General features: G+C 46.9%; 22 protein-coding genes. All 22 read right to left on the bottom strand.

What is annotated here, in order from left to right; genetic code table 11:
* Window positions 1-50 precede the first annotated feature (50 nt).
* A complete protein-coding gene (locus H8Z82_RS02435; RefSeq protein WP_117682662.1) occupies window positions 51-1598 on the bottom strand; it encodes a terminase large subunit in 1548 nt (515 codons plus the stop codon).
* On the bottom strand, window positions 1598-2077 hold the full coding sequence (locus H8Z82_RS02430; protein ID WP_186994120.1) for a phage terminase small subunit P27 family: 480 nt from the start codon (window positions 2075-2077) through the stop codon (window positions 1598-1600). Before H8Z82_RS02430 ends, H8Z82_RS02435 begins: the two co-directional genes overlap by 1 nt.
* 76 nt (window positions 2078-2153) lie before the next feature.
* On the bottom strand, window positions 2154-2510 hold the full coding sequence (locus tag H8Z82_RS02425; protein WP_186994119.1) for a DUF7698 family protein: 357 nt from the start codon (window positions 2508-2510) through the stop codon (window positions 2154-2156).
* Between the two features lie 168 nt (window positions 2511-2678).
* Entirely contained in the window at window positions 2679-2948 is a 270-nt protein-coding gene (locus tag H8Z82_RS02420) for an Nmad4 family putative nucleotide modification protein (protein ID WP_242995415.1), read from the bottom strand.
* A gap of 306 nt (window positions 2949-3254) precedes the next feature.
* Window positions 3255-3728 (bottom strand): gamma-glutamylcyclotransferase family protein, encoded by a 474-nt coding sequence (locus H8Z82_RS02415; RefSeq protein WP_186994118.1) that lies wholly within the window; start codon window positions 3726-3728, stop codon window positions 3255-3257.
* 93 nt (window positions 3729-3821) lie between these two features.
* On the bottom strand, window positions 3822-4769 hold the full coding sequence (locus tag H8Z82_RS02410; RefSeq protein WP_186994117.1) for an amidoligase family protein: 948 nt from the start codon (window positions 4767-4769) through the stop codon (window positions 3822-3824).
* Window positions 4770-4891: 122 nt separating this feature from the next.
* Window positions 4892-5464: a helix-turn-helix transcriptional regulator gene (locus tag H8Z82_RS02405; protein ID WP_186994116.1), complete on the bottom strand. Its 573-nt coding sequence runs from the start codon at window positions 5462-5464 to the stop codon at window positions 4892-4894.
* Window positions 5465-5476: 12 nt separating this feature from the next.
* Window positions 5477-5656, bottom strand: a complete 180-nt coding sequence (locus H8Z82_RS02400) for a hypothetical protein (RefSeq protein WP_118691680.1) — start codon at window positions 5654-5656, stop codon at window positions 5477-5479.
* On the bottom strand, window positions 5649-5882 hold the full coding sequence (locus H8Z82_RS02395) for a DUF4314 domain-containing protein (protein WP_118606108.1): 234 nt from the start codon (window positions 5880-5882) through the stop codon (window positions 5649-5651). The genes H8Z82_RS02400 and H8Z82_RS02395 overlap by 8 nt, the downstream gene beginning before the upstream one ends.
* Window positions 5870-6652, bottom strand: a complete 783-nt coding sequence (locus H8Z82_RS02390) for a hypothetical protein (RefSeq protein ID WP_243176375.1) — start codon at window positions 6650-6652, stop codon at window positions 5870-5872. The genes H8Z82_RS02395 and H8Z82_RS02390 overlap by 13 nt, the downstream gene beginning before the upstream one ends.
* A gap of 96 nt (window positions 6653-6748) precedes the next feature.
* Window positions 6749-8017, bottom strand: a complete 1269-nt coding sequence (locus H8Z82_RS02385) for a DNA cytosine methyltransferase (RefSeq protein WP_186994114.1) — start codon at window positions 8015-8017, stop codon at window positions 6749-6751.
* Window positions 7995-9251: a site-specific DNA-methyltransferase gene (locus H8Z82_RS02380; RefSeq protein ID WP_186994113.1), complete on the bottom strand. Its 1257-nt coding sequence runs from the start codon at window positions 9249-9251 to the stop codon at window positions 7995-7997. Before H8Z82_RS02380 ends, H8Z82_RS02385 begins: the two co-directional genes overlap by 23 nt.
* On the bottom strand, window positions 9232-9687 hold the full coding sequence (locus H8Z82_RS02375) for an RNA polymerase subunit sigma-70 (RefSeq protein WP_117781585.1): 456 nt from the start codon (window positions 9685-9687) through the stop codon (window positions 9232-9234). Before H8Z82_RS02375 ends, H8Z82_RS02380 begins: the two co-directional genes overlap by 20 nt.
* A 264-nt stretch (window positions 9688-9951) precedes the next feature.
* Window positions 9952-10305: an HNH endonuclease gene (locus H8Z82_RS02370; RefSeq protein WP_118745002.1), complete on the bottom strand. Its 354-nt coding sequence runs from the start codon at window positions 10303-10305 to the stop codon at window positions 9952-9954.
* 184 nt (window positions 10306-10489) lie between these two features.
* Window positions 10490-10954, bottom strand: coding sequence for a hypothetical protein (locus tag H8Z82_RS02365; protein ID WP_186994112.1), 465 nt, complete (start codon window positions 10952-10954; stop codon window positions 10490-10492).
* Between the two features lie 29 nt (window positions 10955-10983).
* Window positions 10984-11514 carry a hypothetical protein gene (locus H8Z82_RS02360; protein WP_207724598.1) on the bottom strand — a complete coding sequence of 177 codons (531 nt, stop codon included), beginning with the start codon at window positions 11512-11514 and terminating at the stop codon, window positions 10984-10986.
* A 33-nt stretch (window positions 11515-11547) separates the two neighbouring features.
* On the bottom strand, window positions 11548-11904 hold the full coding sequence (locus tag H8Z82_RS02355; RefSeq protein ID WP_186994110.1) for a type II toxin-antitoxin system PemK/MazF family toxin: 357 nt from the start codon (window positions 11902-11904) through the stop codon (window positions 11548-11550).
* Between the two features lie 8 nt (window positions 11905-11912).
* Window positions 11913-12383: a hypothetical protein gene (locus H8Z82_RS02350; protein WP_117682745.1), complete on the bottom strand. Its 471-nt coding sequence runs from the start codon at window positions 12381-12383 to the stop codon at window positions 11913-11915.
* The gene (locus H8Z82_RS02345; protein ID WP_186994109.1) at window positions 12367-13740 is read right to left on the bottom strand and encodes an SNF2-related protein; all 1374 of its coding nucleotides are present in this window, start codon (window positions 13738-13740) and stop codon (window positions 12367-12369) included. The genes H8Z82_RS02350 and H8Z82_RS02345 overlap by 17 nt, the downstream gene beginning before the upstream one ends.
* Window positions 13721-14002: a VRR-NUC domain-containing protein gene (locus H8Z82_RS02340; RefSeq protein WP_117781579.1), complete on the bottom strand. Its 282-nt coding sequence runs from the start codon at window positions 14000-14002 to the stop codon at window positions 13721-13723. Before H8Z82_RS02340 ends, H8Z82_RS02345 begins: the two co-directional genes overlap by 20 nt.
* 217 nt (window positions 14003-14219) lie before the next feature.
* Complete coding sequence (locus H8Z82_RS02335; RefSeq protein ID WP_186994188.1) at window positions 14220-16577, bottom strand: VapE domain-containing protein; 2358 nt, start codon at window positions 16575-16577, stop codon at window positions 14220-14222.
* The gene (locus H8Z82_RS02330; RefSeq protein ID WP_181972373.1) at window positions 16561-16707 is read right to left on the bottom strand and encodes a hypothetical protein; all 147 of its coding nucleotides are present in this window, start codon (window positions 16705-16707) and stop codon (window positions 16561-16563) included. Before H8Z82_RS02330 ends, H8Z82_RS02335 begins: the two co-directional genes overlap by 17 nt.
* Window positions 16708-16709: the final 2 nt, after the last annotated feature.

Below are 16709 nucleotides of genomic sequence, written 5' to 3'. Positions count from 1 at the left end.
TAATTTATTATTGCTGTTTCCTTGCTACACCTCCGTGTGTCTTTTTATTCTTAAAAGACCAGAATGCCGCGGTCATCATACACACTTCCGTCACTGCCCTCATTTCTGATTGCACGGTCAAGTGCCATGACGGTTGCAACGGCCCCGTCAATCTTCTCCGTGGATTTTTCCTTATCCATTTTGATATTCCCTGCCGGATCCTGACGAACAAATACATTATCCATCATCCACCGCAGCACCTTATGTCCGCCATGTGCTATCCTCTCTTCCAGTGTCAGCTTCATCAGCTCCTTGGTCGGAGGACTCATATCCTTATACCCCTGTCCGAACGGAACAACGGTAAATCCCATGCCCTCAAGGTTCTGTACCATCTGCACGGCTCCCCACCTGTCAAATGCGATCTCTTTGATATGGAATTTTGTTCCAAGCTCATCAATGAACTGCTCGATAAATCCATAATGGATGACATTGCCCTCTGTGGTCTGAAGACATCCTTCGGCTGCCCATACATCATACGGGACATGATCCCTTCTGACACGCAGCCTCATGTTATCTTCCGGTATCCAGAAATACGGAAGTATCATATATTTTTCCGTATCATTTCTTGGCGGGAACACCAGCACGAATGCCGTGATATCTGTAGAACTTGAAAGGTCAAGTCCGCCATAGCATTCCCGTCCGAGAAGTTCTTCCTCATTTACGGCAAATGCACAGGCATCCCATTTATCCATCTGCATCCATCGTGTGCTCTGCTTTACCCACTGGTTAAGACGGAGCTGACGGAATACATTCTCCTCTGCTGCATTTTCCTTTGCACTGATATAAGCATTCTGTACTTTTTCAATGTCTATCGTATAGCCGAGCGAAGGATTCGCTTTATACCACACATCCTCGCTTGACCAGTCATCATCATCGGAAGCACCATATATCACGGGATAAAATGTCGGGTCAATCTTTCTCCCCTCAATGATATCCAGAGCCTTCTGATGCTGTTCAAAACACACCGAATTTCTGTCTGTTCCGGCTGTCGTGATCAGGAAGAACAACGGCTGTGTTCTCGCATCACCGGAACCCTTGGTCATAACATCAAACAGCTCACGGTTCGGCTGTGCATGCAGCTCATCAAAGATTACCGCATGGACATTCAGACCATGCTTGGTATATGCCTCTGCCGACAACACCTGATAGAAACTGTTGGTCGGTTTATACACAAGTCTCTTTACGGACATGACAGGCTTTATCCTCTTTTTCAGTGCCGGACACTGATCCACCATGTCCACCGCAACATCAAATACGATGGAAGCCTGCTGTCTGTCGGAAGCACATCCATATACCTCTGCTCCCCACTCACCGTCACCGCATGTCATATACAGTGCGATGGCTGCTGCCAGTTCGGACTTTCCGTTTTTCTTTGGTATCTCACAATAACAGGTGTTGTACTGCCTGTATCCGTTTTCTTTTACTGTTCCATAGATCGTGCGGATGATCTCATCCTGCCAAGGCAGAAGTTCAAAAGGAACTCCCCTCCACCGTCCTTTGGTGTGTTTCAGGCAGTTGATAAAATTCACCGCATGATCTGCTTTTGCTTTATCAAACATTACTTTGCACCGCCTTTCACAAGCAGAAGCTCCATTTCATCGTTCTGCTTGTCTTCCCCGTTATCCGTTGAAATACGGCTTCTTGCAGACGGTGTAAGGCCGAACTGCTCACAGAACTTATTCATGATCTTCAGATAGGTCTGGGCTATGGATACCTGTGGTACCTGCTGCCAGTAACCGCTCGGAGTCTTCACGATTGCACCGTGCTGTGTGATGAATTCCTCTGCTTCTTTCCATCTTGCATATGCCTGACAGTATCCTGCGAATGCTGCCATGTCTATTTCAGTCAGGATGCCGAGATGCTCCAGTTGTTTCGCCATCCTTTTCCATTCTTTCTTTGCCTCATCCTCAAGCCATGCCGGACAGCGCGGGGCCTTTTTTTCAGGCTTTGGTTCGCCCGTGTTAAGGCTTCTCTTGCCCGGATTTCCCTCAAGCATCTTTACTGCCGTAGGCTTTGGTTTTCTTCCTCTCTGTGCCACTGTCCTCACCTCCTCGTAAAAATGGGCATAATAAAAGACCTCCGGAGAGGTCCTTTGCTTTGTTATCCGTGTGTTTTTAAAGTGTCATTCTGATTGCCGGGATCCTTGCTTTTTCCCCGGTCATAAAATCTGTGTATCCTGCATTCACCTCGGTAAGTCCCGCCATCTTTATTCCTTCTTTTTCAAAAGCTGCAAGTGTTTCGATAAGTCCTGAAAAGGTGCTGCTTATCGTAAATTCCTTGATTCCGTTTTCCCTTAAGGTCTCTGTGATCTCTGCAATGTCGTGATCCCAGATGGTATCCGCAAAATCGAGGTCTTCGTTTCCTGTGTATTCAAGGTTTCTGTATGCTGCAAACACCGTTGCATTGATTCCGTAATCCTTAAGGCTTCCTCCCTCTTTGATGGCTCTTTCAAAAATTTCAATCTTCTTCATGGTTTTGTTCCTCCGTTTTCTTTGTTTTCCCTTTCGGTAGGTACATATTCGCTCTAAACACTGATTATATCCAGTGATTTCATCACCATAATGTACACAAAGATAACGGCAGTACATTGTGACAATGTACATGATAAAAGGCAGGGGGATTATGCCCTGCCCTTCCTGTTATTTTACCTTGGTGAGTGCCCATGCCATCGCATGTCCGGCATCCTCAAATCCTTCTTTTCTTTCGATCCTTGAAATTCTGCACTCGCATCTTCCAAGTCCGGTTTCTTCCGGGGTCTCGACCAGCTCGTAAATCTCTGCAACGCTTCCCTTAAAGCAGTGGTCCCATACCGCAACCGTGTAATCCCCGTAATCAAGGACTGCTGAATTCATGCATCCGTAAAGTTCCATTCCTAAATTCTCTGCTGTTGTGATTTTTGTTTCCATCATATGTTCCTCCGTTTTCTTTTTTCCCTTTCGGTAGGTACATATTCGCTCTGAATGCAGATATTATCCAGTCATATCTGCCCCGTAATGTACACAAAGATCCGCCGGAGGAATTGTACATATTACCGCTGTGACCTGTGGATGGTTTCAAGGATCTGGTCCTGTTCCGTTGCCCCGACACCGATGCTCTCAAGAGCCTCACGTGTGCCACAGTCGGGGCAGATAAGCGTTGTTCCGTCAGTCCTTGATAAGGCGGGCGGTGCTGCGTATCTTTCTCCGCACCGTGGGCATATCCGTATCCGCAGTATTTCACTCTTCATGTCCTGCCACCTCCACCGCTTTTATCTGTGCTTCGGAAAGGTAGTGCTCATCAAATCCGAAACTGACATACCCCTGAAGGCATATGCTTACATAGGAAAGGGAAGGTACTCCTATCTTCCGTTCTTCATGCATGATATACACAAAGCACTTCCTTCTCCGTATCTTTCCCGTGCGTATTCCTTTGATATCCAGTTCCATTTCCTTTTTGTAATAAAATGTCGGGAATCCTTCGTAGCGGTCAAGTTCCGCCTCATCCGATTCCGTGACCTCCCATGCCGCAACGGGAACCTCTCCGCCCTTCTTGGGTTCTATCGTAAGATAGGCACCCGTAAGGCTTCCCTTGAAAAGCAGTTCATAATTTTTAATGACTGCAGTTCCGATCACCCTCGCATGCGGGCATCTCATCCGCATCTGTCTGATGTTTAGGTTGCTGCCGTAAGCAATGTAATATCTTTTCTGCATAATGTTTCCATCCTTTCCGAAGGGAACACCCTTCTACCACCTTAAGACCGCACATGGCGGTCAATGCTCCAAGGTGGCAGGAGGCTGTTCTCTTCAAGCAGCCCTTCCGCTTCTGAATGCGGTGTCTCCTGCAAGTCTCTTTGTGAGGATGTCCCTTGCCGTCTTGAATTCATCCCCGATGAATCCGAGTCTTAAAAGCCATGTCCTCATTGCGTATTTTGGATTTTCTGTCTGCTGTGGTTTCGGACTTGCCGTCCTTACTTCCTTTGCCATCTGGCTGAGTGCAAGACAGAGCTGGATGTAACTTTTAAGCTGTCCTGCATGCAGTCCGTTCAGCTTTCCATCTGCCGGGGCATCAAATTGAAAAAGTCTGAATTCAACCGTCCCCTTTGTAAAGGTTGCATGGTAGTTCAGCATATGGTATCTGCTGTCATTGTAATGCTGATTCCGTCCGTAGCTTGCACCGTTTGAGGTGTACCAGATGTCTGCAAGAGCAGCCATCGTCTTTGGCTTCTTCTTGTTGAGTTCTTTGAGGAATCTTGGGTCTACCGTTCTGCAGTAGCGGTTCATCCTTCCCCTGTCAAGGTCTAAGGCATCCGCCAGAAGGTTCTCATGCCCCGCCATGATGTTTGCAAGATTTCTGAGTGTCTGCGGTGTGTGCCCTTTTGCACCGATGTGGATGTGTACTCCGCATCCCCTTGTTGCATCGCTCTTTGCTCCCGCATGTCTGAGCTTTCTGATAAGTTCCTGCAGTGTTTCAATATCGTTGTAGGTAAGGATCGGTGTCACCAGTTCGCATTTCTTATCATCTGGTCCCGCAATGCTGACGTCCTTCTGGAATTTCCATTCCCTTCCGTCCGCATCCCATGCTGACCATGTATAATATCCGTTTCTGGAAGCCGTGTTTTCAAATCTTCCCGTTCCAAAGAATGCGGCTGCAAGCTCTGCTGCCTTATCCCTCCTGATGTTATTCATCTCGACCTCAACTCCGATGGTCTGTTTCTTCATTTCCTCAATCTGTCTTGCAATCCTTTCGTTCATGGCTTGTACCTCCGTTTGTTTTCTACCCTTTCGGTAGGTACATATTCGCTCTAAAACACACATATATCCAGTTATATATGAGCCATAAACTGCACAAACATCTGCGGTTGGAATTGTGTATATTATGACTTCTCCTGTGGCAGTTCTTCCTTTAATTTTTCTGCAAATTCCGCAAGTTCATCAAGGCTCATTTTTCCGATTGCTTCAAAGGCACGGACCTGTTCTTCCGTCTTCGGTGTCGGCAGCGGATAAGGATAATACCCAAGCAGATAATCAAGGGACACATTGAATCCATCCGCAATCTTTACCGCTTCAACAACACTCATCCTTGCCGTGCCGTCCAGCAGATTCTTTACCCTGCGCTCCTTCAGGCAGCACTGTTCTGCAAATTCTGCAGGAGTTGTCTTGTGTATCTTTGCTATCGTGTTCAGGTGCTCCGTCACCATCTTATGAAACTCCGTATTTTCCATTTCTCGGACTTCGTCCATTGGAAGGGGTTCGATATCAAACGCTTCTTCCATCGTCTGGCCGAAGGCTGCTGCGATCTGTACCGCCTCGGCCGGTGTAAGCCTTCCCCTGCTGTGAAGGATCCTTTCAAGCCTTCCCTCTTCCATACCGCATTTCTCTGCAAATTCCGTTATCCCCATCTGATGCTTCTTCATCAGTGCCATCAGCTTTCTTCTGATTTCTTTCATTATCCACCTCGTTTAAAATTCTTCATCCGTGCAGCAGGTCATCCCCATCTGCAGTTTTATGTATATATTTGTATACCGGTCCCGTTCACTTCCGTCAGAACCCATCATGGCCTGAAGGAAGAACTGCTCCGCAGCTTCCTTCGTTTCCCATGTATCTTCCTTACCGTAACATACGGTCGTTATCTTATTCATTGGTATCCGCCTTTCTCCATTCATCCACTCCGTAGATCATTGCAAGAGAACCGTGTCCCTCCCACACCGTGTGGAGCTGTCCCGCATCATCCACGAACTCGACCGTTCCTATGGTTCCTGACGGTATCTTTCTGTATGGGTCATCAAGGCGGATAAGTTCCACCTTTGTTCCCGCAGGATATTCTTTTCTGAGTCTTTCAAGTGTCTGTCTGCTTACTCCGAACATACCGTTGTCCCCCTTTCTGCCCTGCGGTTGGCTTTCCATTTTTCCGCATCTTCCGGGGTTCTGAATGCCGTATGTCCTTTCAGTCCCTTAAGGAAGAAATTTCTTACTTCCTTTCCTTCGCTTCCGCCAAATCCGATGGAAACAAGCCATGCCCTCATGTAATATTTTTCATTTTCTTCAATGGTCTGTTTCGGATTTACACGTTTCTGTTCCGATGCCTTCTTTACCATAGCTGCTGCCAGTCTGCAGTAATTCATCATGCTGTCCGTATGCGGGAATCCCGTAAAATCAATGTTTCCATCCTTAAATGCGACTCCCCTGCATCCGCCATGTTCCATAATGAAATCCGCAGCTTCTTTTGTATTTTCAAAGGTTCTTTCGGCAAGCGCATCCGTCAGCGTATCCGTAATGGAAATGCATTCCCTTCCGGCTGCCCTGTTGATAAGGTACTGCTTGGAATGCATCATGTTTATCAGGTTGATGATTCCCTGTGGTGTCATATCACCAATTGGTATTTTTATTTCCGCTTCTGGTTCTTCCGTCTGCGGTTCCTGTGTTTCTTCTGCAACATCGTTCTGAAAAAGCACTCTTCTCACCTCATCTTCCATACTGTCATCTTCGAGGATGACCTTTGCGTCCCTGTCCACCGTTATGCTTCCGATGCGGTATGCAAAACTTGGTGGTCCAAGGTACTCCGACCTCTGTCCGAAATGCCCGGATAAGGCTTTTACCAGTTCTTTTCTGTTTTCAGCGTTTGTTATAATCTCCATTATGCTGATCTCCTTTCCTTTTGGTAGTACCATATATCACTCTGAACGCCCATATAGTCAAGCAGATAATGGTACTTTCCAAAAGAAAATGTAAGGTCAGTTTCTGGACTCCGGCAGGGACATCGCAACCGCATATGCCACGGTTGCCGTCACCGCATTCCCCGCCTGTTTATAAAGCTGTGCATCGGAGTTGACAGCTGATGCACGGTCAAACAGCTCATCGGAAAATCCCTGTAACCGGAAGCACTCCCTCGGTGTCAGTCTTCTGATGCGTCCGCCCCTCATGAGCGTACCCATCTGACCGGAACAGTCCAGCGTCTGGGAGCATCCCTTGCCTACACGGCCCCGTCTGGTCGTACTGTCTGGATACGCAAGATTGATACCGTCACCTTCACTGGCAACATCGTATCCTGTCTTTGTGGCATTCCTGACTTTCACGGAATCTGCCTTCTTACAGACATACACACCATGCCTGTCCTGGGAGGTCAGCGTGAACATTGGCTCTCCGTCATCCTTCATGCGTCTGCCGTTCTGTCTTTTCTCCATACGTTCCGGTGTCAGGACCGGATGAACCTCAAGCACCGCTGAGTTCATTGCCGTGTGGTTCGTCATCCCAGCAGTGTACCGTGCAGTCAGGCATCTTGCCGTGTCCGTGATCTTCGGATCATGGTTGCTCTGGTCGATGAAATAAAGCCCTGTCTTTGCACCCACGCCTCCGGCATTGCCGACAAGCGTTGCGGAGATGCCGTCCGTCCCGTAAACACGGTAACCCTGCATACCGCCTATAAGCTGGTTAAGAGCTGCTGCGTTTTCTCCGGTGAGAGGTAATATTTCTCGTCTACCTCTGCTTCTAAGATTTGCGATAATGAACACACGCTCACGGTTCTGTGGCACTCCGAAGTTTTTGGAGTTAAGCACCTGCCACCGACAGTCATACCCTGCTTCGTCCATTTCAGACAGAACTGAGGCAAAATCGAATCCTGCATTAATCGATAACAGGTTCTTAACGTTCTCAACAAGTAAGTATGTGGGTTTAGCACTTTCTTCTTTGCCTTTGAGGAGGTCAATAATGTTGTAATATATTCCACTTCTTTTTCCGACCAGTCCCCGCTGTTTTCCGGCAACGGAGATGTCCTGGCATGGGAATCCGAAGCACCAGATGTCTGCATAGGGGACATCTTCGGACTTGAGTTTTGTGACATCATGAGCTTTCCACTCTCCTTCCGTATCATACATTGCCTCATAGGAGGCTCTTGCAAATTTATCATATTCACAGTATCCGATGCACTTATGGCCGGCAGTTTCAAGACCGAGCCTGAAACCGCCTATGCCTGAACACAGGTCAAGAAATGTCATCTGCTTCATTATACATCCCTCCCCTGCATAAATCCTGATATGAAATTTTCATATTATCACGGAGCACATATACATCAGCATCCGAACCGCATTGTTCAATGTAGCGGTTCACGATGACATCCACAAACTTCTCATCCAGTTCGATGCCGTAGCAGATACGGTTCGTCTGCTCACAGGCAATCAGTGTGGAACCTGATCCGAGGAACGGGTCAAGCACGATACAGTTGCTCATGCATGAGTTCTGTATCGGATATGCCATAAGTGCCACGGGTTTCATGGTCGGATGATCCTTGCTTGCCTTCGGACGGTCATATTCCCAGATGGTTGTCTGCTTCCTGTCGGAATACCACTGGTGCTTACCGCCCTTCTTCCATCCAAACAGGCACGGCTCGTGCTGCCACTGGTACGGACTCCTTCCAAGCACCAGTGCATTCTTTTTCCAGATGCAGCAGCCGGAAAGGTAGAACCCGGCATCCTTAAATGCCTTTCTGAAATTCAACCCTTCCGTATCCGCATGGAAAACATAAATGGAAGCATCCTGTTCCATCGACTGCTCCATGTTGACGAATGCTGCGAACAGGAATTTATAGAAATCCTCATCCGGCATATTGTCATTTTTTATCTTTCCGGCTGTCTCCTCAACATTTACATTGTATGGAGGATCCGTCAGCACAAGGTTGGCTTTCCGTCCATCCATCAGTGCATCGTAAGTTTCCGGCAGAATGGAATCACCGCAGATGACACGGTGCTTTCCGAGCATCCACACATCACCCGCCTTGGCAACGGTCGGTTTTGCAAGCTCCGCTTCCACATCAAAATCGTCTTCCGTGATTTTCTTATCATGCACGGAATTGAAAAGCTGCTCTATCTCCGGTGGTTCAAAACCCGTGACACCGACATCAAAATCGGAATCCTCAAGGTCTTTGATAAGATCTGCCAGAAGTTCCTTATTCCATTCACCCGTGATCTTATTAAGGGCAACATTGAGTGCCTTTTCCTTGGTCTTGTCGATATCGACCATGATACACTCCACTTCAGTATATCCAAGGTCTGAAAGAACCGTGGCTCTCTGGTGTCCTCCGATAATGGTCATGTCTGAGTTGATGATGATCGGCTCGACATATCCGAACTCTTTAATGGAGTTCTTGATTTTTTCATATTCCTTATCACCCGGCTTCAGCTTCTTTCTTGGATTATAGGAAGCGGGGATAAGGTCTGCTATCTTATAACTCTGAAACTGCATCTTCCTGATCCTCCTCTGCTAAAAATCTGTGCCGGAAGTAACATTCACGGCCACAGTATTTTCTGTTCTTGTTTCCATAGGAAATAAATGGCTTCCCACACTGCTCACATACAAGCGTGTAAGAAGCCTTCTCGCTTTTCTTCACTGCTTCGGGATGTGCTTTCCACCATTCCCTTCTGCATTTTTCACAGCAGAACCGTCTCGGTCTGCCAGTCTTCGGCTGTTCGATTGGATTACCGCAGAAGTGGCATACCTCTTTACCGTCCACCATGAGTTTCATATTTTTTGAAACCACCGTGGCATATCCGGCAAGGTTATGCCGCTTGCAGTAATTCCTGACGATGTCACGGGACAGTCCGATTGCCATTCCTATGGCTTTATATCCCATGCCCCGCATACGCATCTCATTGATCTGCTTTGCCTGTGTGTCCGTCATCCTTTCTCACTCTCCTTCCGGCACACGAAAAAAGGCCGGAAAAACAGTGTTTTTACACTGTTTTCCAGCCTTAAATATTGCGTTTTTCATAATTTTCCGGCAAAAGAAAATACCCCTTTTTGCCGTGTTTTAAGTACATTCTGCGAAAATTATCCTGTCTGTTTTATATCCCCCCTGTTTAATTCTGCGAAAATTCACGCAAAGGGGGCCATCGGTCTTCAGCGGTTCGCTCCGTAGAGATTTTGATACCCCCACGGTCTGCCGTCAGAACCGATACTCAGGATTGTTATCTTCGTTCCATGTCTTTTTATCATGACACGGTTTGCATAAGCTCTGCCAGTTCTTCTCGTCCCAGAACAGAACGGGATCACCACGGTGCGGCTTCACATGGTCGACCACGGTGGCGGTCACTGCCCTGCCTTCCTTCATGCACTGCACGCACAAAGGATGTGCTTTTAAGTACCTCGCCCTTGCCTTCTGCCACTGCCTGTTGTAACCACGCTTGCTGCTGCTCGCCCTGTCACCACGGTGCAGTGCTTCATGCTCCTCACAGTACAGACCGTCTGTCAGCTTCGGACATCCGGGGTGTCTGCATGGTTTCTTTGGTTTCATCGGCATCTGCCATTCCTCCCTTCTATGTACACGGGCGGTGTGAAAGGATTGGAAAGACACCGCCTCCGGGCATAAAGAAAAGGAGCATTTCTGCTCCCTTCCATTTTTGCCATCTTAATCATAGCACCTGTAAAATAAAAAGTCAGTACACCCTTAGTACACCTTTAGTGCACCTCTAGTACACCACCCTCTATTTCTTTAACCGTAGCAGACCTTTACCAACAGAGCTGATAGCTTTCCCGCCCATCTGCCTTATCTGTTTATTAGAAATCAGTCCTGCCGAAACAGCAAGCAGCAGCATACCGCCTGTAATGTTCTTATTGATCGTTTCACGTTCTTCTTTCAAAAATTCATTATGCCCGTTTACTTCTTTTTCCTTAATACGGTCAAGTTCCTGAATACGTTCTTTCGCCCACTCAATTTTTTCTTCATCTTCTGAAGTCTTTATAATATCGTAAAGTGCTTTGCGTTCGGCTTCCTGACCTTTATCTACAGTTTCCTTAAAACTGACAGACGAATCTGTAGTTTGTTTATGTACTGCTTTTAACGAATCATATCCATGATTCACATTATCCCTTAAGACATTCAGCTTATCCATAAATTTTTTATGTGCCTTGTCTCCACGGGTAAGACCTGTATTTTTTGTTGCTGCCATAATAACGCCCCTTTCCAAAGTCCAATCTATTAATTCAAAACATAATAGTTTTCATATTTTTTAATCACAGCTTCTGCAAACGCATATGCCTCCTCATTATAATCACTATAGTTTTCCCATTCTTCTATGTCCTTAGATGTAACAGGTCTGATTATATATTCGTCTGTTACAAACATTTTTGCTATATCCATAAATTCATCAAAACTCGAAGTTATCCCTCTGGCATCAACATAGTACCATCTTCTGTTTTTATATATCTGACAGAAGACATGAAAGCTCTTATCGTTTTTTCCCTCAATAATATATGGATTATAATTAAATATTTTACTCAGCGACATGGCAAAATGATTACATGATCCACACAATAAAGCATGTGCTGAAACATATGGAAATTCGTCATTGTCCTCAGGATATTTAAAAAAGTCGCTATACATAATATTGCATAGTGCTTTTTCCCCTTCAGAATAGTTATAAAATCCTTTATGTTCTTCATAACGTTCAAAAGTAATCAATTTTTCAGTATTCGGCATTGCATCATCTCCTTTGATTAATTTTACCATAGTGCAAACAAAAAAGACAGCCGTCTGACTGCCTTAATTGTACTCTGCATATGCACCTATCTGTATCTGAAGTGCCACGGTGATCTGTTCCATGACCATGTCATCCAGCACTTCCCCGATTCTGTCACCAAGCCTTGTCTTATCAAGCGTTTCCACCTGTTCTGCAAGTGCAATGCTTGGTCTGCTTAACCCGCTGCCTTTTGGAATCTGCACATGGGTCGGAAGATACTTTTTCTTCCACACCCTTGCAGAAAGCGGAACGACCGTAACCACGGGGGAATGCTTATTTGCCTTATTGTTGCTTACCACCAGTGCCGGACGGATACCGCCCTGTTTGCTTCCTGCCTTCTCACCAAAATCCACATAGTAAATATCTCCACGCTTACACATAAAACCTCCTATCCGAGAACAAAGGCTTCCACCTGTCTGTCCCTAAGTTCATACTGTTTATCAAGTTCCTTTAATGCTGCTTTTCTGTACTTCGCTATCATCGTGTGGCTCACATGGTATCTGTCCATCATGATGTCCCATGTCATATCCTCATCCAGAAGATCCGTGATGATGCTTCTATGTTTTTCTTCCAGTCTGCTTACTGCATGCTCAAAAAATTCCAGTTCTTCCTTCAGGAACATATATCTGTGGAAAAGGAATTCATACCACTCGTCATTTTCCCTTTCGATTGCTGTCCTGTACTTGATTGCTATGTTTGCCGTCTTATCGGAAAGAGTGCTGGTCTGCACCCTTTCCCCTTCCGGATGGGAATAGAGCATGGAATCGATCATGTCCTGTTCGCTCACTCCCTGAAACTGACGGAGCTGGAATTCAGTCACGGTCAGTTCCTTTTTCATGTTCTTATATTCCTTCATCATTACTTCTGCCGTCATCCGCCATACCTCCAATCCTTGCCTTTACCGCTTCTATCATTGCGTTCTGTGTATTGTCCTTCCTCTCGATTGCACGAAGGATATCCTCATCGACCGTCCCGTCCGTTACCAGATGCTCTATGACAACCGTGTGTTTCTGTCCCTGTCTGTAAAGTCTGGCATTAAGCTGCTGATATAACTCAAGGGACCATGTAAGCGAAAACCATACAATGGTTGAACCGCCCTCCTGAAGATTCAGTCCGTGTCCTGCCGATGCCGGATGGATCAGTGCAACAGGGATCCTTCCGGCATTCCAGTCATCAATGTCTTTCTTTGTATTGATATCCCTTGCCGGAAATCTCTTTAATATCCTCTCCCTGTCATGCTTGAACCAGTACGCAACCAGAAGCGGTTTCCCGTTTGCCGATTCAATAAGGTCTTCCAAAGCATCCAGTTTTCTGTCATGGATATTTCTGACATTGCCGGATTCATCATAGACAGCTCCGTTCGCCATCTGCTGGAGCTTGTTGGAAAGTGCTGCTGCATTTACTGCATCGATGTCCTGTCCTTCTCCGTATTCAAGGATCATCTCATCTGCCATCCTGTCATAAAGAGCCTGTTCGGATTCCGACATGGAAACAGATACCCGGTTGCACACACACTCCGGCATATCAAGATAATCAACAGCCTTCATGGAAATGCTGATATCGGAGATAAGCTCATATATTTTTTCTTCCGCACCCTCCCTCGGCTTGTAGGAAAAGATGATCTCCCGGTTACGCTTATCCGGAACAAAGAACCTGTCACGGTATCCACCGATGAATCTCCCAAGTCTCTGCCCCATATCAAGGATCCCTATCTCCGCCCACAGGTCCATAAGATTTCCCGGTGTTCCGGTAAGTCCGACCACCCGCTTTGCCATCGGCCTTACTTTTTTCAGGTCTTTGAACCTCTGTGCCTTTGGGGACTTGAAGCTCGACAGCTCATCAATGATGACCATGTCAAAATCAAAAAACACATTTTTTGTCATCCACGAAACATTGTCCCTTCCGATGATTGTCACATCTGCTCTTGACATAATTGCTTCTTTTCTCTGCACTGCAGTTCCCATTGCCACTGCAAATGTCATGCCGTAAAGATGCTCCCACTTTTTTATCTCTGCCGGCCATGTGGTCTCAGCCACACGCTTTGGTGCAATCACCAGCACCCGCCTTATTTCAAAATAATCAAACAGCAGCAGCCACAATGCCGTAAGTGTTATTACCGTCTTGCCAAGCCCCATGTCGAGGATCAGGCAGCTCACGGGATGTGTGATTATAAAATCCGTAGCATACTGTTGGTAATCATGTGCCTTGTATTTCATTCAGAATACCTCCAATCTGATTGATGTTATCAACTACATAAACAGGAAAGCCAAGCCTCTCAAGTATCCTCTTTCTTTTCAGTTGAAGCGGTCTTGGTTTCTTTCCCGGTGCTTTCAGTTCCACAAATGCCATTTTTCCGTCCGGCATCAGGACGATGCGGTCAGGCACTCCATTCATACCGGGTGATACAAATTTTAATGCCAGGCCGTTACGCTTTTTTGCTTCTTCCCTTAAATGTCTTTCTACTGTACTTTCTAGCAAAACCGGATACCTCCTTTGCCGATTGCGGTTGCCTTATGCCGTTTACTCCTATACGCGCATATACACATGAATTGCTCTTTCTATCTCTATTTTTAATTCTCAACTGGATTTAATGGGAAACTGGGAAACTACAGACCGCAGACCCTTATTTTCCAAGGTGTCAGCACGGTTTCCAACTACCGTTGCCCATCTGCATTTGGGAAACCTCGGAAACCGCCTAACGGGTTTCCTGTGGTTTCTCATCCATTCTCACAAAAGTCTTCTGCACTCCGTAAAGGGGGACTTTGGTCTTTCCGGTGGTGTTGGAATCATACTTCTTCCATCCCCCGATCTTGTTTAAGATGCCTTCGATCTCATAGGAATCCGCCTTCTTTAAGTTCTGGCGTTCCTTACCGAAGCACTCCACCCATATTTCCATGATGCAGACACGCTCACGCACGACCGTTCCCTTTACACCTACGGTTTCAAACTCACCGCCTCCGAGGAATGCCCTTCTCTGGTAGATGTCCATTGATGCCCAGTTATCGGGCAGAAGCCTGTCAAGATAATCCTGCACGATGCCCTCACGGTCATCCGACTCCATTGCCTCCTGTTGCATCTTATAGGCTTCTTCTGCCTCCGCACCTTTTAAGAACAGCTCCTCGCCTTCGTTATACAGATGGATTGCCTCCGCCCAGATCTGGTCGACACAGTCAAGCTGCCACGGATGGTGTTTTCCCGTTCCCGGCACATGCACCGGCCAGAATCTTCTGTTTCCGGTCACGTCACGTAAGAATCCGCCTTCAGAGTTGGTGCTTCCCACAATGATGCATTTTCTTGGGTGGGACTCCACATTTACACCGTATGCCTGACGGAACTTATCATCCTGACGGGTGACAAAGGACTTCACTACCTCGACCTCTGTCTTGCGGATACCGTTCATCTCACTGATTTCGAGGATCCAGTTGCCGAGCAGCTTCTCGGCAGCAGTCTTATCCCTCATATCCGAAATGGATAAGGAATCCGAAAACCACTGCTTTCCGAGTATGGAAAAGAAGGTTGATTTTCCCATTCCCTGCGGACCGTTCAGCACGAGGATGGAGTCAAACTTCACTCCCGGCTTATAAATACGTGCTACCGCAGCCACCAGTGTCTTACGGATGACCGCCCTCGTGTAAGGTGTATCTTCTGCACCAAAGTAGTCGATGAGCAGTGTGTCGATACGCTCCTGTCCGTCCCAGTTAAGTGTGGCAAAATAATCCTTGATCGGATGATAAAGCCTGTCGGAAGACACTACTGCAAGCAGTGCATCCTTGAACTTGGTCGGTGACCAGATCCCGTACACCCTCTCGAAATACACCTTTGCATTGGCAAGGTCTGAGTCATTCCATCCCGGCTTTACCTGTTTCCAAGGAAGCGGACCGATGACATCAATGGTATCCTTGAACTCGTTGTATACGATATTTTTGAAGTTCTCATCATTGCGGATGATCAGTGCGATGTTCTGCAGTGTATCCTTGATGTTTCCCCTGCGGTCGAGTGCCAGCTTGTTCTGCCAGTCCTCATCCGGCTCCGCGGAAAATTCCTGTACTGCCAGCTCCTGTCTTTCTTTGGCAAGCGTGTTCTTTACTTCTTCATCTGCAGATACAAAATCCTGCATGGCTTTAAAGGACGGGAGTTTTCCGGGTTCTGTCCCTTCGGCTGCCCTTGCATCCTTGTCACCGAATTTATGAAGCCTTACCACATCAAACGCATTCATCAGCTTTCCGCAGCACGGGTCTGTAGCATGATGACTGTATACAAACAGGTCATCATAGACAACGACTCCGGCTGCCGAGTCTGCCGGGATATAATCATATCTTCCGGGGATTGCCCTCGAATGCCTGTACACATCCGGGATGAACTTATCGATGGCCTGTGTCACCGTATATGTCCGGTTGAATGCCCCGATCAGTCCGTCCTTGGAAAGCGGATCTGCCTGTTTCTTTATATCCCTCTGTACCACGGATGCCTGACGGTTGCTTACCGGCCATGCCGATACATCATGCCAGTCCTTATAACGTGCCAGCACTTCATCCGGATCCACTTCTGCCCCATCGATCTCCTGAAACACATACTCCCCGTCACTTGAAGTGCTCGGCCAGTACATGAGTCTGGAAGGCTCATAGGTGGAATCATCGAAAAGTTCAATGCCGATATCCGATGCAAGCATACGGCTTACCGCACCATATTCATCAGGAGTCACATCCCTTGTCAGGAATATGATGATACGCAGTCTCGGCTTTTCCGGTGTATGCTTATGGGTGGAATACACCACCATCTTCATGTCAAAGAACATTTCCAGTTCATCAATGATGCCCTGTGTCCCGTAATCCATGTCAAGCGTGATGGCGGATCTGGTTATCACGCATTCTTTCTTTCTCCGTCCGCCCTTCAGCTTTCCAAGAACAAAGCCTCCGACATCCTTAATACTGTCCTGCTGTCCCTTCGGCATCTTCCTGTACTGCTCCATTGTTTCTGCAGTATATTTTGTCTTGGACAGACGGCTGACAAAATCTTCATAGGTCATATCCGTGCAGTTAAACTTTTTGTCCATTCTTGAGTTTCCGATTGATACGAACATCTTTTCCTGCCTCCTTCTTTTTTTTCTTTTCTTCCTTTGCCACCCTTCCGACCGCAGTATTTGCAGTCGGGTCAGGATAACCTTCCGTATTGCGTCCTCCCATGC

Source organism: Blautia difficilis, assembly GCF_014297245.1.
Taxonomy (GTDB): domain Bacteria; phylum Bacillota; class Clostridia; order Lachnospirales; family Lachnospiraceae; genus Blautia_A; species Blautia_A difficilis.
Note: the sequence above shows the minus strand (reverse complement) of the source record. Positions and strands in the feature narration are given on the sequence as shown.